Annotated in this window: 22 protein-coding genes; 5 read left to right on the top strand and 17 right to left on the bottom strand. The window is 38.7% G+C overall.

Going from position 1 to position 21,636, the window contains the following annotated elements; genetic code table 11:
• Positions 1-8: 8 nt before the first annotated feature.
• Positions 9-1,292, bottom strand: a complete 1,284-nt coding sequence (locus ACN0TV_RS13060; RefSeq protein ID WP_417363429.1) for a c-type cytochrome — start codon at positions 1,290-1,292, stop codon at positions 9-11.
• 213 nt (positions 1,293-1,505) lie between these two features.
• Here ACN0TV_RS13060 and ACN0TV_RS13055 point away from each other — a divergent pair, with 213 nt between their 5' ends.
• Positions 1,506-1,910, top strand: a complete 405-nt coding sequence (locus ACN0TV_RS13055; RefSeq protein ID WP_417363362.1) for an SPOR domain-containing protein — start codon at positions 1,506-1,508, stop codon at positions 1,908-1,910.
• A gap of 396 nt (positions 1,911-2,306) precedes the next feature.
• Complete coding sequence (locus tag ACN0TV_RS13050; protein ID WP_417363428.1) at positions 2,307-2,498, top strand: hypothetical protein; 192 nt, start codon at positions 2,307-2,309, stop codon at positions 2,496-2,498.
• Positions 2,499-2,986: 488 nt separating this feature from the next.
• Here the strand turns inward: ACN0TV_RS13050 and ACN0TV_RS13045 are convergent, their stop codons facing one another.
• The 6 genes from ACN0TV_RS13045 to ACN0TV_RS13020 all read right to left on the bottom strand — a co-directional run bounded on the left by ACN0TV_RS13045 (position 2,987) and on the right by ACN0TV_RS13020 (position 7,116).
• Positions 2,987-3,289 carry a hypothetical protein gene (locus ACN0TV_RS13045; protein ID WP_417363361.1) on the bottom strand — a complete coding sequence of 101 codons (303 nt, stop codon included), beginning with the start codon at positions 3,287-3,289 and terminating at the stop codon, positions 2,987-2,989.
• Positions 3,290-3,511: 222 nt separating this feature from the next.
• Positions 3,512-5,074 (bottom strand): DUF4301 family protein, encoded by a 1,563-nt coding sequence (locus tag ACN0TV_RS13040; protein ID WP_417363360.1) that lies wholly within the window; start codon positions 5,072-5,074, stop codon positions 3,512-3,514.
• 2 nt (positions 5,075-5,076) lie between these two features.
• Complete coding sequence (locus ACN0TV_RS13035) at positions 5,077-5,637, bottom strand: AAA family ATPase (RefSeq protein ID WP_417363359.1); 561 nt, start codon at positions 5,635-5,637, stop codon at positions 5,077-5,079.
• Complete coding sequence (pnuC, locus tag ACN0TV_RS13030; protein WP_417363358.1) at positions 5,592-6,230, bottom strand: nicotinamide riboside transporter PnuC; 639 nt, start codon at positions 6,228-6,230, stop codon at positions 5,592-5,594. Before pnuC ends, ACN0TV_RS13035 begins: the two co-directional genes overlap by 46 nt.
• Positions 6,214-6,474, bottom strand: coding sequence for a thiamine-binding protein (locus tag ACN0TV_RS13025; RefSeq protein ID WP_417363357.1), 261 nt, complete (start codon positions 6,472-6,474; stop codon positions 6,214-6,216). Before ACN0TV_RS13025 ends, pnuC begins: the two co-directional genes overlap by 17 nt.
• An 18-nt stretch (positions 6,475-6,492) precedes the next feature.
• Positions 6,493-7,116, bottom strand: coding sequence for a 4'-phosphopantetheinyl transferase family protein (locus tag ACN0TV_RS13020; RefSeq protein ID WP_417363356.1), 624 nt, complete (start codon positions 7,114-7,116; stop codon positions 6,493-6,495).
• A 107-nt stretch (positions 7,117-7,223) separates the two neighbouring features.
• On the opposite strand from ACN0TV_RS13020, the gene ahcY reads away from it, so the two are divergent.
• Positions 7,224-8,540, top strand: coding sequence for an adenosylhomocysteinase (ahcY, locus tag ACN0TV_RS13015; protein ID WP_417363355.1), 1,317 nt, complete (start codon positions 7,224-7,226; stop codon positions 8,538-8,540).
• Between the two features lie 160 nt (positions 8,541-8,700).
• A complete protein-coding gene (locus ACN0TV_RS13010) occupies positions 8,701-10,668 on the top strand; it encodes a glycoside hydrolase family 97 catalytic domain-containing protein (protein WP_417363354.1) in 1,968 nt (655 codons plus the stop codon).
• A 75-nt stretch (positions 10,669-10,743) separates the two neighbouring features.
• On the opposite strand, the gene ACN0TV_RS13005 is transcribed toward ACN0TV_RS13010, so the two are convergent.
• Both ACN0TV_RS13005 and ACN0TV_RS13000 read right to left on the bottom strand, forming a co-directional pair.
• Entirely contained in the window at positions 10,744-12,129 is a 1,386-nt protein-coding gene (locus ACN0TV_RS13005) for an energy transducer TonB (RefSeq protein ID WP_417363353.1), read from the bottom strand.
• A 17-nt stretch (positions 12,130-12,146) separates the two neighbouring features.
• Positions 12,147-12,542 carry a BlaI/MecI/CopY family transcriptional regulator gene (locus ACN0TV_RS13000; protein WP_417363427.1) on the bottom strand — a complete coding sequence of 132 codons (396 nt, stop codon included), beginning with the start codon at positions 12,540-12,542 and terminating at the stop codon, positions 12,147-12,149.
• Between the two features lie 306 nt (positions 12,543-12,848).
• Between ACN0TV_RS13000 and ACN0TV_RS12995 the strand changes: the two genes are divergently transcribed.
• Entirely contained in the window at positions 12,849-13,358 is a 510-nt protein-coding gene (locus ACN0TV_RS12995) for a DUF456 domain-containing protein (RefSeq protein WP_417363352.1), read from the top strand.
• 28 nt (positions 13,359-13,386) lie between these two features.
• Here ACN0TV_RS12995 and ACN0TV_RS12990 read toward each other — a convergent pair whose 3' ends face one another.
• The 8 genes from ACN0TV_RS12990 to ACN0TV_RS12955 all read right to left on the bottom strand — a co-directional run bounded on the left by ACN0TV_RS12990 (position 13,387) and on the right by ACN0TV_RS12955 (position 21,628).
• Positions 13,387-14,637 carry an NAD(P)/FAD-dependent oxidoreductase gene (locus ACN0TV_RS12990; protein WP_417363351.1) on the bottom strand — a complete coding sequence of 417 codons (1,251 nt, stop codon included), beginning with the start codon at positions 14,635-14,637 and terminating at the stop codon, positions 13,387-13,389.
• Positions 14,638-14,694: 57 nt separating this feature from the next.
• On the bottom strand, positions 14,695-15,702 hold the full coding sequence (locus tag ACN0TV_RS12985; RefSeq protein WP_417363350.1) for a 4-hydroxyproline epimerase: 1,008 nt from the start codon (positions 15,700-15,702) through the stop codon (positions 14,695-14,697).
• 24 nt (positions 15,703-15,726) lie between these two features.
• A complete protein-coding gene (locus ACN0TV_RS12980) occupies positions 15,727-17,457 on the bottom strand; it encodes a DUF885 domain-containing protein (RefSeq protein ID WP_417363426.1) in 1,731 nt (576 codons plus the stop codon).
• Positions 17,457-19,040, bottom strand: coding sequence for an aldehyde dehydrogenase (NADP(+)) (locus ACN0TV_RS12975; RefSeq protein WP_417363349.1), 1,584 nt, complete (start codon positions 19,038-19,040; stop codon positions 17,457-17,459). Before ACN0TV_RS12975 ends, ACN0TV_RS12980 begins: the two co-directional genes overlap by 1 nt.
• A gap of 111 nt (positions 19,041-19,151) precedes the next feature.
• Entirely contained in the window at positions 19,152-20,081 is a 930-nt protein-coding gene (locus ACN0TV_RS12970) for a dihydrodipicolinate synthase family protein (RefSeq protein WP_417363348.1), read from the bottom strand.
• A gap of 178 nt (positions 20,082-20,259) precedes the next feature.
• Positions 20,260-20,631 carry an MmcQ/YjbR family DNA-binding protein gene (locus ACN0TV_RS12965; RefSeq protein ID WP_417363347.1) on the bottom strand — a complete coding sequence of 124 codons (372 nt, stop codon included), beginning with the start codon at positions 20,629-20,631 and terminating at the stop codon, positions 20,260-20,262.
• A gap of 26 nt (positions 20,632-20,657) precedes the next feature.
• Complete coding sequence (locus tag ACN0TV_RS12960; RefSeq protein WP_417363346.1) at positions 20,658-21,278, bottom strand: DUF4230 domain-containing protein; 621 nt, start codon at positions 21,276-21,278, stop codon at positions 20,658-20,660.
• A 2-nt stretch (positions 21,279-21,280) separates the two neighbouring features.
• Positions 21,281-21,628: a DUF4260 domain-containing protein gene (locus ACN0TV_RS12955; RefSeq protein ID WP_417363345.1), complete on the bottom strand. Its 348-nt coding sequence runs from the start codon at positions 21,626-21,628 to the stop codon at positions 21,281-21,283.
• Between the last annotated feature and the right edge of the window lie 8 nt (positions 21,629-21,636).

Here is a 21,636-nt window from a genome sequence, read left to right as displayed (position 1 = left end):
TCGATTGATTAGTAGTGACACTTAGCACATTCCATACCTCCCATTTGGGCAGCACTCAACTGATCAACACCATATTTTTTCGCCAATTCTTCGTGAATCTTGGTATAGTACTCATTACCTTCCATTTTCACGTTAGTGTCTTGGTGACACTGAATACACCAGCCCATTGTAAGAGGAGCATGTTGATGTAAAATCTCCATCTCTTGAACCTCCCCGTGACAAACCTGACATGCAACACCGGCTACACTAACGTGTTGCGAGTGATTAAAGTAAACAAAATCAGGGAGATTGTGAATACGCACCCACTTCACAGGTTGCGTTTCTCCAGTATAGCTCTGAGTTGAAACATCCCAACCTACAGCCTTATATAATTTAGCAATCTCTCCGTCGTAAAATTCTTTTGAATATTCTGCAGTAGCAGTGTTGTCAGCAACCTCAGGAATACTTTGGTGACAGTTCATACACACATTCAAAGAAGGAATTCCTGAAGTCTGCGACGTTCTAGCAGAAGAGTGACAATACTTACAATCAATCTCATTGTCGCCGGCATGTATTCTGTGTGAGAAATGGATTGGCTGAACAGGCTCATAGCCTTGGTCAACTCCAATCTGCATCATATACCCGAAAGCGTAGTATGCAGAACCCAACAATAACACAATAACAGTAACTAAAACTAAGAATTGATTTTGAACAAATGCCTTCCATAAGGACTGTCTTTTTTCAGGAGTCTGAATTTCAAGTCCATTAGCTTCAGCAATTCTTCGAAGTGTTTTGTTCACCAAGAACAACATCACTACTAAAACACCAAAGACAAGTACCAATGCTCCGAGAACGATATTACCATTCAAGCCTGAAGAAGATCCTCCCTCGCTTGCACCAGCAGCAGTAACAGCAGTAGCGGCCGGCTCTTCCTTCACCTCCATAGTATAGGCAAGGATATTATCTATATCTGCCTCACTTAATTGAGGGAAAGGCGTCATCACAGAAGGCTTGTATTCCTCCCATATTTTAACAGCCTCTTCATCACCTGACTTAATAAGTGCCTGGCTATTTTTAATCCACTTATGCAACCACTCCCTTTCAAATTTATCTCCAACGCCACGAAGTGCAGGACCCGTCATTCTTCTATCTAAATGGTGACAAGCAGCACAGTAAGTATTGAACAAAGTCTTTCCTGCAGCTGGATCAGCTTCTTGATCTTGCGCGAAAAGTGAACTGGAAAATGATAGCAACAATGCTAATCCGATACCTAAAATTCCTGTCATAGAATTAGGGCGTATCATCTTTTTCATATTGGAATATGTATTTTCTATCATAAAATTGGTACGATTATACACTATATGTTGTGCCTAACCGTTTTTTAAATCCGTGCACAAAAATACGACTTAGAGTCGATTTGAAAAATGTTAGAGAAGCGTTAACGCTTAATTTATATTAATTCTAAATAAAAAAAATGTTCAATTAAATAAATTTAAGATTTACATTTGCATAAAACAGTATTCATTATGAGATTATTAGCCCGTAGAACCTCCATTTTTATTACCATTATCGCCTTTTCCTTTTGCGGTGTGATTTCCGCTCAAGAAAGCGTGAAACCGCAACATCCCGAAGGAAAAGTCACCATTGACCAAGATCCTCGAATAGAGAAGTTAATTGCCTATAAATCGGAACTTAACAAAAGTAATAATGATAAACGATTCCGTATTCAAATTTACAATGGAACACTAGAAGGTGCGGAAAAAGCGGAGAGAGAATTTACTAAAAAGTTCGACGATATTAGCTGTAACATTTCTTTTGAGACCCCAAATTACAAGGTTAGGGTAGGTAAATTCAGAAATAGACTCGAAGCGGATAGATATTTAATGAAAGTGAGACAAGAATATCCAAGTGCATTTTTGTTACAACCCTAAGTAGCAAACTGCGAATGTGTCCATCAAAGAAAATACTTCAATCACAACACCAAAAAATAAATAAAGAGCCACCTTCGGGTGGTTTTCTTTTTTTTATATAGCACCGAGTGAAATCTACCCTAAAACCCAAGAATAAAAATTAAATTCAAATTATTTTTAGGGGTTTGTCGTACAAGATCAGTTAAAATGACCATCAGAAAGTGAGGTGGAAATCCTAAAAATTCAACTTCCCCTTAGCCCACCTATAGTGTTGGCTAAGCCAGAAAAGGAAGGTTAAAAAAACAAGCTTATAGAATTAGCACTATAGATTTTAGCTGTAGTAGGATAAATAACATAAGATATAACTATTTGACTTTAAGGCAGATATTTACGTTATTTGTATTATATATGAGAACAATGTTATTTGTAAAAGTTAAAAGAACAACTAGATTAGAAAAAAGGTACAGCAAAAAAATGGGTAATATAAGCGTTAAAGTCACTTATATAAAAAAGCATCTTTTTGGTATACCATTAAGAACCATTCACAAATACCGTGAGACCTATTACGGTAATGTAAAAGATTGCGCAGATTGCGTTTTATCCGCATAGCGTTCCTTATTATAAAACAATCCATTATTTTTAAGATAATTTCCTGAGCGAAGATCTGTTTTTCGACCTTTGAGTGCGAACGCCAGGGTAGATATTACTGCGTTCGTAGGATCACTTAGAAATAGAATTTTAATAGGTATACGTTCAAAAAAAGACCCCTATTGCTAGAAGTCTTTTTTATCAAACGTAATTAAAGTGGACTTCCCAAATTCGTCTAAGCGATACATGGGAGCCGGGTTTCATCAGACATACTACCGAAGTACTATGATTTCCTCCACCCTTGTAATCAATCGACAGTCCTTACCGATATAAAATTATCAGCCTTTCTCTTAAGATTCTCAATGAGGCGTCCAAACTATGGTCTAACTCTTGAACGTTCCCGCACAATTGAATGCAAAATGGAGTAAGGCTAATAATAGAAGCGTAAATCTTATCGACACGAAGTGAACAATGAGCTTTACGCCCCACAAAATAAACGAAGCTTATTCTTATTTTTGGATCCACTCACCGTTTTCGTTAGCATAAAGCGTACTTGCTTGTTCACCAACCATTACTTCGAGTTTGTACTCTGAAGCCTCATTTTTATATGCTTTTGAAATTTCAGCTCCTGGGAAATCAGTAGCTAAAGCGTCAGTGATGGCTTGTGGTACTTCTGCAGCATCAATTTCTTGAAACTCATCTTGTACTTCGTAAATATCTTCAGCGATTCCATCGTGAAAAATTACTGGAGTAGCTGCAAATGAAGCAAAACTACCTAATGCAAATGCGGATACTAATACGATCTTTTTCATAACTATTAATATTTAAATGGTTATTCATTGTTTATGGATGTCATTGCCAAATTCATACCAATTTAAAATCCTAGGACAGAATACACTGTAAAACATTACAAGTGAATCGTTTATGTGTTTATACAAATTAAAACTATACGAATCAGGTGTAAAAAAGAGTGTGTAAAAAACAAAAGAGTGTGTAACTATTACACACTCTTTATTGTTGGATTAATACTTTTATTACTTATCTTGAACTTGATGCGCTTGTTTTAATAAATCAACTACGGTCTTCACTGGATTAAAGGTAGTCAATGGTACCTCTACAAATACAGTATTCCAGAACGCCATTCCGCCATTCCATAAACCTGGAAGTTCTAATGCTTTTAGATCCTTACCCTGAAGTGTCTTTTTGGTAATAAAAGCGTTTTTAGCATTGACATAGTCCAACAGGTTATACTTTTCGCCTTTATAGTTCTTTGTTCCACAAACAATATCCACTGGGTTAAAGTGTGTTGAAGAACTTAATATATCTTGTTGAAACTTATTGTTCGGGTCTATCTGAGGCGTTTCTATAATCTGCAGAGAGATATTTCCATCCTCATCCTTTGACCAGAAAGGCCCTCCTCCCGGTTCACCTTCATTTTTCACCATTCCACACACACGGATTGGTGCGTTTAATTTTTCTTTTAAGAATTCAATTTGGTAGACTTCCTTGTATTTATCCACATCCCCCTTAATATGAACATTAAGCTGCTGTTTTAAGAACTCCTTAATTTCTTCAATGGTTTGCTCATCTGGGGTAGTCTCATCCAACAGTTTGGCATACGCAAAGGCCCTCTTTTGTAATTCCAAAAGTTTAGCTGCCAAGACCTTTTTGTATTCTGCAAGTTCATGCTTGTACTTGTATACCACGACATTATCTATATTTTTCATAAAGATAATATCCGCATCCTGCTCGTTTAAGTTTTCGATCAGTGCACCGTGTCCTCCAGGGCGAAATAATATACTTCCGTCATCAAGTCTAAAGGGCTCATTTTGCATATTTACAGCAAGGGTGTCTGTTGATTCCTTTTGAAATGAAAATGAGGTTTGGAACTGAACACCTGTTTTGTCCTCTACTCTTTTCTTAATTTTCTCCATCTCATCATCAAAATCATTGTTATGTTCCTTGGAGATGGTAAAATGAAGTTTAGCAACCCCATTAGACTCATCGTATAGGGCAGCCTCAAACATATGTTCTTCAAAGGCAGTAGCTGGGTGTGATTTGTATTTATGAAAAGGTAATAATCCCTTTGGACTTGATCCATAATCAAATTCATCTTTATCCAATAGGATTTTGACAAAGAAGTACTTTTGAAAGTGATCTGGTAGATTTAAAAAATCGGGATGCTTTTCCACGAAGCGCTTTATGGTTTGTTCGTAAAATGGAAATTTCTCAACACCAATAAAAAAGGTACGGATGATATCCGCCTTCTCCCTGTTAATATAAGCATTAATAGTCTCATTGGCTGGATTGTAATTATTCAAAAACTGAAATAATGCCTTAAACATTCGGGTGGCAGCACCAGAGGCTGGAACAAACTTCAACAATTCCAATTCATCCTTGTGCTTGTCGAACATTTCAACATAAGCCGCCTTTTGCTCATCGTCAAATTTTAAAATACCATCATCGATAGTAGCCGCGGCAAGAAGATTTACAAAGGGAATGCCTTTTTCAAAGGTCTCCAATTGACTTTTGAGTTTTTCTTGAGAAATCCCCTTCTCCTTCAGTTGCTTTTTGTCTTTTGTTGTCAGTGTAATCATGATTAATTCAAAAGTTTTTCTACTTGCTTAACAGCAATATTTAATCGTTCCTCCAGTGATCCACATAATACCACATAAGGTTTGTTATACTTCTCAAGTGCCTTTTTAAAGTTCGCGTACATCTGTTCGCGCTCAAATGGTTTATCCCTTAGCACATCTGCTTCCCAAGGCACATCAATATAAGTTAAAAAATACAAATCATAGCTATTTATTTCTGCGTACTTGGCAATCAAAGGATCACAATAACCTTGATAATAGACCTCAGAATATACTTTTATTTCAAGTAGATTTGTATCGCAAAATAGCACCTGATTTGCGGTTTTGCTCAACTGGTTTTCACTAGCCATTTGACCAATAGCGATAGCTCTCAAATCTTCAATTTCACAACTTCTATTATACGCATTCCATTTTTTCTCCAAATAGGTTCTCATATACTCTGGAACCCAATGCGTATTGAAATGTGCGGCCAATTCCTTTGCCAGGGTAGTTTTACCCGTGGACTCCGGACCGAACAATACTATTTTAACAAGCTTTGCGGGCTCTTGTTTAAATTCTTCTTCCATGCTATATATCCATAAATGGCTATTATCGTTAAAGTGGCATATAAAAAACTTGACAGGGCCATCCCTTTTAGCAAATACAAAGGAATGGATATAATATCACCAATGATCCAATAAGTCCAGTTCTCTAGTTTCTTCTTTGCCATCAACCACATCCCAACAAAAAATATGGCCGTGGTCAAAATATCTACATAAGAAATCCAAGATTGCCACTTATCAAACAGTTCGTATACTACTACCACGATGAGAATCGCTGAAACAAACAAAATCGCTGTAATGTTGCGATCTCTTTTCGTCATTCTGGTAATGGGAATAAAATGCGATTGATCCACCTTTCTTGTCCATAAATACCAACCATATATGCTCATACTAAAGTAATAGGCATTGATCAACATGTCTCCCAGTAATTCATATACGAGCAAAAGGTAAACATAGATTGCGGTAGAAATGATGCCGGTAGGATAAACTAGAATATTTTCCCGTTTAGAGAACCAAACGCTAAGTAATCCAAAGATAATAGCAACGACTTCCCAAACGATCAAATGCGTGGGAACCCCCTGGTATTGGCTGAAAATCCAATCAAAAATGTGGCTCATAATCGCTGCGATCAGATTTTACAATTTTCATGTATAGCAATCCCTTGTCGATCAATTCAAAAGAAGATTTTACATGTTTTGTCACCACTTCCATAACCTGATCGTACTCACCGTACACTTGAGTGCTTAACGGATTTTCCATTACGGTTAATCCACTCTCACGTAATGCTTTGATTAAATGGATGATTGCAGGTTCAAAATCATCCTGTATAGGGGTAAGTGTTAATTCTATTGAAATATTCATTATTATTTCTATTATCGGTTAATTTTCTAATGCATAGGCACAGGTAAAGCCGTCAAATTCAAAAAACCACGTCATGTATTTTTGAAGTTGCCCTTTATAAATAATCCAAGCTAGGGTCTCCCCTTCCGCAATATTAAATGGAATAACTTTAGTGTGTTGTTTAAAGCTCATGCCTTCAGTCGCAAAAACCTTATATAGACTCTCCTTAATACACCAAACTACGGTCAGCTCCCGGATCATTTCGGTAGTTAGAAAACTAAATTCATAGTTGACAAATTTATGGGCTATGACTGCTATTTTATTTCGTTGTTTCTCAATATCAATACCAACTTTTATGGTATCACTTATAATCAATCCAGAATATTGAAAAGAATGGGTGATTGAGATTTGTTTACCATCTTTAAGGTGTGGTTTTCCACAGGCATCATAGTACAAATCAGAGGTTTTATATCCAGCTTCACGTAATAACTGTCGAACGCTTAAAAACCCCCTCCTGTGAATTTCTGACTTCATACCCTCGAGTCGATTCAGACAATTCTGTGTCAAAATTATTCCCTCCTTTAGATTCTGTTCAGGCTCTTCAATCTTCCAAATCAACACTTTAGTTGTTGGATTCACCGATATTGATTTAAATAGAGACATATTATTTTACAAGTAATTTATGTACCTTTGTACCCAATTTTCTGGTCGCTTTTACAATATTCATACAGAATTCGACCTCAAAACGAACGTAAAAATACTAAAGTAATATGAGTACTAAAACAATTCCTTTCGTCCCTTTTAAAGTAAAGGACATTTCATTGGCAGATTGGGGTAGAAAAGAGATTGAGTTGGCGGAGGCAGAAATGCCTGGTTTAATGTCACTTAGAGAAGAATACAAAAAAGAACAACCTCTTAAAGGAGCAAGAATTGCTGGCTGTTTACATATGACAGTTCAAACTGCAGTTTTGATTGAAACCCTTGTAGCTCTTGGAGCAGAGGTAACCTGGAGTTCTTGTAATATATATTCCACTCAAGATGAGGCAGCTGCAGCCATAGCAGCAACAGGAGTTCCTGTCTACGCATGGAAAGGAATGAACGAAGAAGAGTTTGATTGGTGTATAGAACAAACACTATTTTTCGGAGAAGACCGAAAGCCTCTAAACCTGATTTTAGATGATGGTGGAGATTTAACCAATATGGTTTTGGATAGATATCCGGAACTAGCTAAAGGAATCAAAGGACTGTCTGAAGAAACAACCACAGGAGTCCACCGTTTATATGAACGCATGAAAAACGGAACTCTTCCAGTACCTGCAATCAATGTGAACGATTCTGTAACCAAATCAAAGTTTGATAATAAATACGGATGTCGCGAGAGTGCTGTAGATGCAATTCGTCGTGCTACCGATTTGATGTTGGCCGGAAAACGCGTTGTCGTTTGTGGTTTCGGTGACGTTGGTAAGGGGACAGCCGCTTCCTTTAGAGGAGCTGGTTCTATTGTAACCGTTACTGAAATTGATCCAATATGTGCATTACAAGCTGCCATGGAAGGTTATGAGGTGAAAAAACTTGAAAACGTTATTGAAAAAGCAGATATCGTTATCACTACTACTGGGAACAAAGATATTGTAACCAAGGAGCACTTCAAACTGATGAAAGACAAAACAGTTGTGTGTAATATTGGCCATTTTGACAATGAAATTGATGTGGCTTGGCTTAATAAAACACACGGAGAAAGCAAAGTAAATATCAAACCTCAAGTTGACAAGTACACCATCGATGGTAAAGATATAATTTTGTTGGCTCAAGGCCGTCTGGTAAACCTAGGTTGTGCTACTGGCCACCCTAGCTTTGTAATGAGTAATTCTTTTACCAATCAAACCTTGGCACAGATTGAACTGTGGAATTACCCGGAAAAATATGAGAATCAGGTGTATATGCTACCCAAACACTTGGATGAGAAAGTTGCAAAACTCCACTTGGAAAAAATAGGCGTTGAGCTTACGGAACTCAAACAAGAGCAGGCTGAATATATAGGTGTTGAAGTAAAAGGTCCATTCAAACCGGAATACTACAGATACTAAAGAAGACACTATTGTTTCTTAAAACCACGAATCCCTTATTCGTGGTTTTTTTTATGCTTGGTTGAACCTGTCCAAATGGTATTTTTTATATTCTAATTAAATTGATTTACTTTGAGGTTATTGTATAAGTGTGTATATTACACCATTAAACAACCAAAACATGAAAAATTCTTATAAGTTCATAACCTTGGCATTCTTATGTGCACTACCTGCTTTAGGTATTGCTCAACATGTAGCTACGGTCAAGAGCCCAGACCAGAAAATAACGGTCCATTTAAATCTTGAAAATGGAAACTTGTTTTACGATGCCTTATATGATGACACCGCATTTATAGAAAAGTCGCCTTTGGGACTAAAAACTTCTCTAAGTGATTTTAGTCAAAATCTAGACTTTGTTTCCTACGCTACCTCTACCATAAAAGAAACCTATAGGCTCGACAGAGCTAAGGTTAGTAAAGTAAACTATCATGCACAGGCATTATCAAGTATATTCACCAATGCCAAACAAGATACCCTGCTCGTTTACTTTAGATTGAGTAACCGCGACATTGGGTTTTCTTATGAAATTCGCTCCAAAGAAGGGAGAAGTAATGTTAAAATATATGAAGAACTGACAGGATTTAATATTCCTGATAAGGCCACCACCTATCTGTATCCTCAGGCATTGCCGATGACAGGCTGGATGGAGACCAAACCTTCTTATGAAGAACGTCCTACCTTAAATGAGCCCATCGGAACTCCCTCAGCCCATGGCGTTGGATTTACGTTTCCAGCACTCTTTAAACTCGATCAAGGCAAAGGCTGGTTAATGATCTCTGAAACTGGTGTTGACGGAACTTATCCCGGCACACGGCTTGGAGAAGGCACAAAAGGTGGATTGTACAACATAGAATTCCCACAAGAGGGCGAAAACACGGGTATGGGCGATACATTTTCCGGACAATCTCTACCAGCTAAAACACCATGGAGAACCATCACACTGGGTAGTAGTTTAAAGCCTATTGTTGAGTCTACAGTTGCCTTTGATCTGGTCGCTCCAAAATATGAGCCTTCCATGGATTACAAAATGGGTCGCGCCACCTGGAGCTGGATTGTTTGGCAAGACAACAGTATAAACTATGAAGATCAAGTGAAGTATATTGACATGGCAGCAGCCTTGAATTTTGAATATATTCTTATTGATAGTTTGTGGGATGATCGTATTGGACGAGATAGAATGGAAGAACTTGTCAAGTACGCCAACAGCAAAGGAGTTGATGTGCTTTTGTGGTATAACTCTAACGGTTATTGGAATGAGGCTCCTCAAACACCTAAAAATAAAATGAACTCCATAACTGCTCGTCAGAAAGAAATGCAATGGCTTCAAAGTATAGGAGTTAAAGGTTTAAAGGTGGATTTCTTTGGTGGGGACAAACAGACCACCATGCAACTCTATGAAGAGATACTAACTGATGCCAATAATTACGGTCTAGCCATAACCTTTCACGGATGTACCCTCCCAAGAGGTTGGGGACGTATGTATCCGAATTTTGTCACCTCAGAAGCAGTCCTGGCCTCTGAAAATTTGGTATTCAATCAATGGTCACTAGACCATCATGCTTTAAATGCTTCTATTTTACCCTTTACAAGAAACCCTGTAGCAGCTATGGATTTTGCTCCGGTGTTTTTGAATAATAGGCTCTCTAGAGATCAAAAATCAGGTACAGTCCGCAAGACCACGGATGCTTTTGAATTGGCTACAGCGATATTGTATTTCTCCCCTATCCAACATTTTGGACTTACACCAAACAATCTAAAGGAGCAACCGGATTATGTTATCGACTTTTTGAAAAAGGTGCCAACTGTATGGGATCAAACCCTATACATTGGAGGGGCTCCTGAGGATTACGCCGCCTTAGCGAGAAGAAATGGAAACGATTGGTATGTGGCACTAGTCAATGGTACCGATGCCAAACGGAAAATAAAACTAAACCTTCCTATGCTTGCCGGCCAAACCGTAAAGATTATTCAGGATAAAGAGGACAACAGTTTGGCTTCAAAATATTACGAGGCCAAAATCAATCGAAAAGGTGACTTAACTATTGAGATTAACGGTCAAGGTGGTGCTGTGATAATGGGAACCAACTAGATTTAGAATTGAATTGATACTTAAAAACCACCTCAATTGAGGCGGTTTTTAAGTTTTGGTTGGTTTAAATCAGTTTTATTTTAATCTAAATACAATAGGGTAAGCAAAGGTTACAGGCACTGGCTTTCCATCAGTATCCAATCCAGGGTTTAGTTGAGGAAGGGAACTAATTATTCTCCTACCTTCAGCATCCAAAATAGGAGACGGTGCTCTGGAGTTTAAAACACTAACTGTACCGTCTGTATTAATTCTAAAACTGACATATACCCTGCCTTGCACCTTTTGATCTATAGCCTCCTTCGGATACTCAAAAGTCTCCCTGACATGTTTGTCAAGTTTAACCTTAAAACAATCGAAGTCAGTTGAGCCTTCTGTACATGGTGTTTTGAAGCTAGGTTTTTTAGTCACTAATGAAAAAGGGACATCCGCCTGGGTATTTTCTTTTGCATCAATTCCTAAATCAATATTATTAGCTTTGGCGGCAACATTGAGAAGCTGTCTTTGTAATTCAGGGCTTAGATCTTTGCCTTCTATGGAAGCTTCCAATTCTCTGACCTGATCCTCAATAGAAACAGCTGTTTGAGTTTGATCAAATTCAGCCTGTTGTTCAGCCTCACAGGAGGTGTAAAACAACATGATGGTGATCAATGGAATTAATAGCAGATATTTGAGTTGCAATACCTTTTTTGATGTTGATTTTTGTAACATAACGATTCGTTTTTTGATTAATGAATGATTGAAAAATTGATTGACTAATGATAACTGTGCAGTTTGAAATGTATCTTGTAAAAGTAACTGACAGTATTCTTTTTTATGATTCTTTACGGATTTTGAATCTGCTATAAACTCATGCAGTTCAGTGATTCGATTTTGGTAGATATACACCAGAGGATTATACCAAAACACGATGCGTAAGAGTTCGAAAAAGAGTAGATCCCAACTATGCCTCTCTTTGACATGAACCAGTTCGTGATTTATTATGTGATCATGTTTTCTCTGAAGTATGTTGCTTCCAATATAGATGGAATTAAAAAAAGTAAAAACAAGCTCTTGGTTCGGGACTTCCACAAAGGTATAGTCTTTTAAGTAAGATAGTTTTCCCTGCTGTCTAAACCGTATTATTTGATAGCACTTATAAACAAACCAGAACAGGCTTATACAACTCCCAGCAGCAAGTATCCAAAACCATACATTACTGAACTCCCCTACACTACTTTGGGCATGGATTTGTGAATCTTGTCCCGCCACAACCGTCACTTCCGAAAGCATAAACACAAAATCTGCCGGTACAGTGGTCCTGAAACTTTGAAGTTTTACAAAAGGTAAGGCCAATGAGATCAAAGGTGTAATTAACAGATAGAACCGATTCCAGTTAAAAAAGGTTTCCTTCTTTAAGTAGAGGTCGTAGACCACCAAAAAAAGTAGTTGAAACACCATGCTCTGAATTATATAAGAAAACATATTGCGGTATTTTAAGGTTAGGAATTCTTTTCAGACGCTACTTCTTCACTATCGTCCTTTTGCTTTTCGATCTCATTTAAGATAGCCTCCATTTCTTTTAAACTAATATCATTCTTCTTTACAAAAAAGGATACCATACTTTGAAAGGAGCCTTGAAAATAACCATTCAGAATTTTGTTTAAAGACTGATTGCTGTATTCAGATTTATTGACAATTGGGAAATATATATAACCTTTGCCCTTTTGCTTGTGATCAACAAACCCTTTGCTCTCCAATATTCTAATAATAGTAGAAACCGTGTTATAGGCTGGTTTTGGCTCAGGAAGTTGCTCAATGACTGCGGCCACATTTGCATTATTTAATTCCCATAGAATTTGCATTACCTCCTCTTCAGCTTTTGTAAGTTGTTTTATCTGAGTCATGATTTTAAAACTAATTCTTTAGTTGATATGGAGCAAATATAACTAATTTTATAGTTTAAACTAATTTATTAGTTAATATTTTTAAAACAATTTCAATTCAGCATAATTTTAAGGGTACTTAAGGTATCTAAATGGGAAGCACTAAAATTATTAAACGCTAATTGTGTATATTTGGTAAGAGCATTATAGGTAGTAGATGTAGCCATGTTTTTTAAAGGCTATAACTAGCCGTTATTATGATTCAAAAATATAGACCATTTTACCGCACCGATTACGTAACAACTATTAAAGAAAACCATGGACATCGTACTGACTATCATTGGATTTATTTTTATTCTCATCGGAATATTAGGCAGTTTCCTTCCTGTTATTCCAGGAGCTCCTCTAAGCTGGGTTGGGTTACTACTACTTTATTTAACTAGTGCGATCCCAAATGATTGGTGGGTGCTGGGCATAACCTTGGCTGTAGCAATCGCCGTGGTTGTCATAGATTATATCATCCCTATTGCAGGCACCAAACGTTTTGGAGGTAGTAAATCAGGAATGATTGGTACCACAGTCGGGCTCATTGTGTCTTTTATATTTCCAATCTTCGGTTTGTTTGGTATCATTATCTGGCCATTTATTGGTGCTTTTGTAGGAGAGATCCTCAATAAAGCTGACAATAAAACGGCATTAAAAGCTGCCTTTGGATCTTTTCTTGGATTCATCACAGGCACCTTCCTAAAGTTTGTCGTTGCCATTGTCTTTGCCGGAATCTTTATTCGAACCTTCTGGCAATACAAGGCTTTGATCTTTAGTTTTTAATAACATCCTTTCTATTTGATGTCATAGCTTAGAATTTCCGATCGGGATGAAAGCCGCCAATATCCATGGATACTTTTTGCTCCGAAATGAGTTCACTCACCAATTTCCCTGTAGCAGGACCTAAGCTCCAGCCCATCATCGCATGACCTGTGGCAAAGGTGACATTACTATATTTTTCACTTTTTCCAATATAAGGGAGTCCGTCGGGTGAAACTGGTCGAAGTCCGCTTTTCGCATTTTGTTTTTCTTCTTCCTGAACCGATATTTCCGGATAATAGGCTTGTGCCGCACGGCTAATTGCTTCTACCCGCTGCCTTCTAATCGTAGTATTAATTCCAGAAAACTCCATGGTTCCGGCAAATCGTGTAAATCCATTCATGGGGGTCATCGCAACCTTGGCTTCTAACAAAATAGCAGGGATCTTAATATCGGTTGGTCGGTGAATATCGATTCTATAGCCTTTACCAGCCTGAATTGGAAGATTCAGATGTAGTTTCTTAGCTAACTCTTGACTCCAGGACCCTGCGGCTACCACAACCTCATCGGCCGTATAGGTCGATGTATTGGTTCGTAGATGCTTTAATTTACCTCCTTCACTTGACAACTGCTGAACAAATTCATTGGTCTTAATCATCACTCCATTGGCCTTAAGCCAACTGATGAGTTTAGGCATGATCTCCGTAGGGGTACTATGTGCATCGCATTTGTAGTACACGGCACCTTTTGCCGCTATGTTTACCTGTGGTTCCAAAGCCCGGATCTCACCTATATCCAAATGACATACATCCAAACCTTGCTTCTTTGCAAGATCAGCTACCTTTAATTCTTCTTCAGCTGCCTGATCTGTTTTGTAGAGCATCAGCAATCCTTTTTGCTGCCAGTGAAAATCACCTAAGTCACCTGAATCCAGCATATCCTTATATAAGGTCCTGCTTAGGATATTGATGTCCTTAATGATTGGAATTGCTTTGGCTACTTTTTCTTTGGTCGATGATTTGTGAAAATACCAAGCCCAACGGAAAAAGTCAGTGTCCCAGCGCGGTTTTATGTAAAATGGACTCGATGAATTAAACATCCACTTGATCCCTTTGGAAATCATTCCCGGTGAAGCTAGTGGGATGATGTGACTAGGCGTAATATACCCTGCATTAACATAAGAGGCTCCTTGGCTAAAGTCCGATTGCTCTATAATTGTTACTTGATGGCCTTCTTTTCTAAGGTAATAGGCGCAACATAAACCTATGATGCCTCCGCCTATGATCAGGATGTTTTTTTGCATATCCTTATAATGTTAATTGTTTAGCTAAGCTTAATCTAATCCTTGTGTTGAATACTGTTAAATAACTTGAAAACCTTGTGCATAAGGATCGTCATCATCAATAATTATAGTGTTATATCCATAGATCCTAGCCCAACCTTGAATACTAGGGACAATTGCCGTTGTTCCAGCGAGTTCAGCAACTTGTTCAACACGACCAATAAACTGAGATCCAATAAAACTCTCATGTATAAACTCATCTCCAGGTTTTAATAAGCCTTTGGCATACCACTGTGCCATCCTAGCCGAAGTCCCAGTTCCACAAGGGGAACGATCGATAGCCTTATCCCCGTAGAAAACAGCGTTCCTAGCGGTAGATTTTGGATTGATGGGTTTACCGGTCCATTGTATGTGACTCACGCTGTTGATGGTGGCGTCCTCAGGATGGACAAACATATCCGGATACTTTTCATTGATTTGTTGTCGGAGTCTTTGACTTAAACGAATTAAAGTGCTTGCAGAAAAGTCTTCAATCCCACTAAAGTTCTTTTGAGGATCTATGATGGCATAAAAATTACCGCCATAGGCAACATCAAATACGAGCTCTCCAAGTGTCGCACAATCTATAGTAAGTTCCATAGCCGCAACATAGGATTTTACATTGGTAAGTCGCACCCAATCTACCTTATTATCTGTTTGCTGATAAGTAATTTCAATCAAACCAGCCGGAGCTTCCATCCTAATTTTTCCAGGGGTTTTAGGGGTGATTAACCCCTGTTCAACAGCAATGGTAATACTACCAATGGTTCCATGACCACACATGGGGAGGCACCCACTGGTTTCAATAAACACAATGCCAAAATCATTTTCGGTGTTTATTGGTGGATAAAGAAGACTTCCACTCATCATATCATGTCCCCTTGGCTCGAACATCAATCCTTTTCGAATCCAATCGAATTCTCGCATAAAGTGTTGTCTTTTTTCACTCATGCTATTGCCGGTCAATTGTGGACCTCCGCCGGCGATGACCCTAACCGGATTTCCGCAGGTATGGGCATCCACGCAAAAAAATGTTTTTCTAGCCATAAATTCACTAATAGATAAAATTAATTATCCCTGATTAAGTTTGTCATCAATATAAGTCTTAACGCGTCTTTCCAAAATGGGTAGCGTTACTGTTCCTTGGCCTAGGATAACGTTATGGAACTCACGTATATCAAAACTTGATCCTAGCTTCGCTCTGGCTAATTCCCGGAGCTTCCTGATTTTTAATTCTCCAATTTTATAAGAGATGGCCTGAGCCGGCCAAGCAATATAACGATCTGTTTCAGTGTGAATTTCATGCTCCGATAAGGCGGTGTTTGACTTAAGGTATTCCACCACCTGCTGTCTTGTCCAACCTTTAGCATGGATTCCGGTATCGACAACCAAACGACATGCTCTCCACATCTCATAGGTCAACTTTCCAAATTCCTCATAGGGTGTAGTGTAAATTCCCATTTGTTCAGCTAGAAATTCGCAGTACAATGCCCAGCCTTCTCCATATGCTGAAAGATAGGTGTTTTTACGGAATTTCGGGATGCTATCCCCTAGCTCTTGATTGAGTGATCCCTGTAGATGATGCCCCGGCACAGCCTCATGAGCAGTTAAGGCAGGTAAGTTATACAAGGGTCTACTTTCCAGTTTATAGGTATTCACCAAATAGTGGCCAGGTTCGGTACTACTATAGCTTCCTGAATAACGACCACTAGTGTATTTTGGCGCTATGGCGTCGGGCACTTTTATGACCCCGTAAGGTTTTCTGGGTAGTAAGTTGAAAAATTTAGGGAGCTGAGCATCAATGCGCTTGGCAATATCTCTGGCCTGCATTAATAATTCCCTACCTGAATCGACATAGAACTGTGGATCGCTGCGCAAAAATTCTAAGAATTCAGCGAAGCTGCCTTTGAAGCCGACCTTCTTAATGACCTCCTCCATTTCAGCTTTAATCCTAGCGACTTCCTCTAATCCGATTTGATGGATATCCTCAGGGCTATAGGACTTAGTAGTCGTGTAATAATTAATTCTGTTCTGGTAGTACTCACTACCCCCAGGGGTTTGCGATACGCCAATAGCCTCTCTGGTATTTGGGATGTATTGTGTTTCAAAAAAGATTTTGATTTTTTTAAATGCCGGAATCACGCTTTTTTCAATGGCTGTTTTAGCAGCAGCACGTATCGAATCCTTTTGATCCTCATCCATGAAATCTGGAAGATCTATAAACGGTTTGTAAAAGTAACTATCGGTATAAGTTGTTACAATATGTTCATCGTAGGTAGACTCATAGCCATTAAAAATGACCTTTGGCTGCGAAATTCCCTTGGAAAGTCCCTCTTTGATTAAAACCAGATTTTGATCCACGAAATGGGGAATGTCATTTAAAACATTCAAATAAGTTTTAGCACCCTCATAATTCAAAATGGGATTCACTTTATAATTGAGGTCCAAATGAAATCCTTGATCCGCTTGAATAGGGTTTAAGTACATTTCATAGGTGTAAAAGTCAAGTCTGTCCTGTAGCTTAAATTTCAGTAATTCCCAGGAAATCAATTCAGTCTCCGTTAAAGCCTGAGTATCTATTCTAGCCAAGGTCTCCAACTGTTGACTCGCAAAATCAGCATCCTTTTTAAACAATACTTTTTCATAACGCCCTAAGGGATGTTCTTGGCGATCGTACAATTTAAAATTTTGGACAGTATCAATTACCGCCTCCAACTGTTCTGAAGCCCTATCAGTGGATTGTGGCGATTCACAACCTAGAACAATCAATGCAAATACTAATATTCCTATTGGGTATCTCATCATATCACTTTAGCAGTATGAGCTCCATCAACGATTCTGTGAATATTTAATGGATTATCGTTCTGAAGGGCTTCTGGCAATAACTCTAGTGGCCAGTCTTGGTAGGCCACCGGGCGCACCCAGCGTGTGACTGCAGACACACCAACAGAGGTGTGTTTTGCGTTAGTGGTGGAAGGAAATGGCCCTCCATGATGCATGGCTGCACATACTTCTACACCTGTAGGTACACCATTGAGTATTAGTCTTCCCACCTTTTCTTTTAAGGCGTCGACAATACCTGCTTTGTTTCTTAGTTCATCAGCATTACCCAACAAGGTTCCAGTCAATTGTCCCTCCAACGAGGCAATAGCGGATTGTAATTCTTGGTCATTCTCACATTGTACGATCATGGAATAGGGACCAAAAACTTCACGATGTAGCATCGGTTGCTCTATAAACACACCAGCATCTACTGTTACTACCTTCGCCTTACCCTGATTTGGTGCAGCTTCACCCTGATAAGCACCTACTAAAGTCGTCTTTTGGCTTGCAACCACTTCATCAACGCCTTTTTCAAAAGCTTTGAAAATGTTAGGATGCAACATGGATGTTGGAGTGATTTGAGCGATTTCTTGCCCTAATACTTCTATAAATTGGTCAAAGGCCCCACTTTTAACCCCGAGTATCAATCCAGGGTTGGTACAAAATTGACCCGTCCCGTTGGTAATAGAAGAGGCGTATTGCTTCGCCCAAAATACTGTTTTCTCTTTAAGGGCTGATGGCAGAACAACAACGGGATTGACACTTCCCATTTCAGCATAAACCGGTATAGGAACCTCTCGTGTGTTCGCAAGCTTATAAATTGAAGTTCCTCCTGCGATACTTCCAGTAAAACCAACGGCTTTAATGTCAGGATGCAAAACCAATTCTTGGCCTACAGTAATACCACTACTATTTAAATTTGAAAACACCCCGTTTGGCATCTTTGTCTTCTCTGCTGCCTTTAAGATGGCTATAGAAACGAGCTCACCGGTTGCCGCATGTAGAGGATGGCCTTTGACAACCACAGGACAACCGGCGGCCAATGCACTTGCGGTATCACCACCAGCAGTAGAAAAAGCTAAAGGAAAATTACTAGCACCAAAAACAGCTACAGGTCCAATAGGAAAAAGCATTTTACGAATATCTGGTTTGGCCATGGGTTGTTTGTCTGGCTGACCCACATCGATGATGGCCTCTACCCATGAGCCTTCCTCCAAAAGATCCGCAAAAGCTCGAAGTTGCCCCATAGTTCTTCCACGCTCTCCCCTTGCCCTTCCTTCGGGCAATCCGGATTCCGCGATATAGGTATGAATCAAATCATCACCCAAGGCTGCAATTTCATCAGCGATAGCTCTTAAAAATGCAGCTTTTCTACTTCCCGAATAGTTCTTGTATTGCTGAAATGCTTCAGTAGCTAATTGAACTGCTTGGTTAATTTCATCCGTAGTGGCTTGATGAAAAACCCATGGAGTTTCCCTATTCTCTATGGGGTTAAAGGTTTTAAAGGTAGCTGTTCCACTCGCGCTGCTTTGGTTTCCAATAGTATTTTTTCCTGTGATCATTGTTTGCAGTATATTTTTGAATTAAATGCCAAAGGCATTACTTTCAAATCCTAAAATAAGGATTTAAAAGTAATGACCTTGGAAATGTTCCTGGACCAAGTACTGTCCTAGTTATAGTGCAGTTACTCTTAAGGTCATATAGTCTGGTAGCTCAGGGCGACTTTTTAGTCCTTCTTCTATAACGCCTAAAACACGTTTGCGTTCTTCGCCAACCAGTGCCAATCTTGGTGCACGGACGGTTTCTGTGCCAATACCTGTAGCAACCTCAGCCAATTTAATATTTTGAACCAACTGTGGTGTGATGTCCAATTCTAATAATGGTAAAAACCAACGGTATATCGCAAGGGCTTCCTGATGCCTACCTGCTTTGGCAAGTTCATATATGGCAACAGTCTCTCTTGGAAAGGCACAAACCAATCCGGCGACCCATCCATCAGCACCCATTAAAATACTTTCTAACCCCAGGGTATCTACACCGGTGAGAACTTTAAGACGATCTCCGAATTTATTTTTCAATATGCTAACGTTGGAAATATTTCTAGTCGATTCCTTTACAGCTTTAATGTTTTCACACTCTAGCAACTCCTCAAACATTTCTGGGGTTACTTCGATATTATAATCAACAGGGTTGTTGTAAATCATAATTGGAAGTGTGGTACTGTTGGCAACTATTTTAAAGAAAGTTACAGTCTCACGATCATTTGCGCGATAGCGCATAGGTGGCAATAACATAATACCACTTGCTCCATGCTGCTCTGCAACTGCAACTGCGTGAACTGCAGCTTTAGTGGTTTGTTCAGCCACATTGATAATCACTGGAATTTGTCCTTTTACAATTCGAACAGTCTCTTGGATCAAAGTTACTTTTTCCTGATCGGTCAAAGTACTGGCCTCACCTAAGGTTCCTCCCAAAATAATTGCGGATACTCCTGCTTCTTGTTGGGCTTTGATATTCACCTCGAACATTTCTAAATCTAAGGAATCGTCCTCATTAAATTTTGTTGTCACCGCCGGCATAATGCCTTCCCATTTTACTTGCATATTCTTAAATTTTAAATTCCTAAAACTTTAACTGGATTAATCGATTATCGAATTAGCGCTATAATTCAGAAACAAAATTAGGCCAACATATTGTAGTGGAATTCTAAGATTTTACCCAATACTAAGCAAATATTACCCTATATGAGGGTTTTCAAGGAGAAGATGAGTGAATAAGCGTTTACAATTCTTGAGAAAGTTGCTGTTGCATCTTTTTGGGAAGTCCTTTGACGACCATAATATAAGAATGATCAATGAGCTCTTTTAATAAAGTAGGACTCACCTCTTGACTGTTGAGATGAACGGTATTCCAATGCCTTTTACTCATATGCCAGCCTGGAATAATATCCGAATAAGTTGCTCTTAACTCTAAAGCCCAATCTGGATCGCATTTGAGATTAATGCTCTTTTCACCTTTCTCCCATCGGTCCAATCCACATAGCGCAAACATCTTCCCACACACCTTAAAGACAAGGGTGTTTTTATCAAATGGAAAATCTTCAGTCACCCCAGGTTTTGAGATACAAAATTGGTAAATTTCTTCTATGTTCATGGTTGTGTTGATTAAATCGTACTAAATCACTTCTTCTCAAGTAAGTCTTGATGCTGAATTTCTAGTGCCTTGTAGTCAAGCTTCCAACCAATAGCTTGTACCATGCTTTCAATCATATGTACAGCATCCAGAGCTTCTTTTCTGGCGGTATCCAATAATCCACTCTCAGGGATTTTGGTTAAAATATGCTCTTTGGCCTCTAGGTTTAAGGCTGAGAGATCTTCGGTTTTAAAGCGGTTGAACAACCCTTCCTTGATGTCGTAATACTTCACATCGGGCTCTATACTTAGAACTTCCGGCATTGGGAATGAAGTCAGTATTATCCTTTTTGAATCTGGATCTGCTTTCATCTCAATTTTTTTGAGATCAAAACCAATATTTACCTTTGCATTAATCACAAGCAGCGCCTTCTTTTTACTGCTGACAAGTTTCATAAAATGCTCTCGTACATTTTCGTATTGATAGATCTCTGCAAACTCTCCTTCTACGGTAATGAGTTTATAGACATTGCGTATCTTTTCTAATAATATCACAGATTGTTTTTCCGTAGTCTCCGAAGATTTCCTTTTTTTAAAAACCGAAAACAACCAGTAGGAACCAAAGATTCCCAATAATAAACCTACTAGAATTTGTACAATATCATTCATTCTTATCCAATTTTACCAAGATGAGTATCTTTAAAATCTGTATGATACTTTAATCCATACCCCAGCATTCTGTCGAAAGAGGTATGACTAAAGATCAGGATTCCCGCCAAACTGAGATAGGGCAACCCTAACCAAAGACCAAGCATATACAAAACTATAGCAATTCCTTTATGATGGAAAATATTATAGGTAAAAGCGCCAACTTTTGTATTGATGACATAACCCAACATTCCGATATCGGGTAGTAAAAACAATCCAATAAACCACCACCAGCTATAATCTAGCGTACTAAAAAGATAGCATCCTAAGGCTAGCATGAATAATTCTTCAATTTTAAGGCTTAATTTCATCCGTTGTT

Source organism: Galbibacter sp., assembly GCF_048266365.1.
Classification (GTDB): domain Bacteria; phylum Bacteroidota; class Bacteroidia; order Flavobacteriales; family Flavobacteriaceae; genus Galbibacter.
Note: the sequence above shows the minus strand (reverse complement) of the source record. Positions and strands in the feature narration are given on the sequence as shown.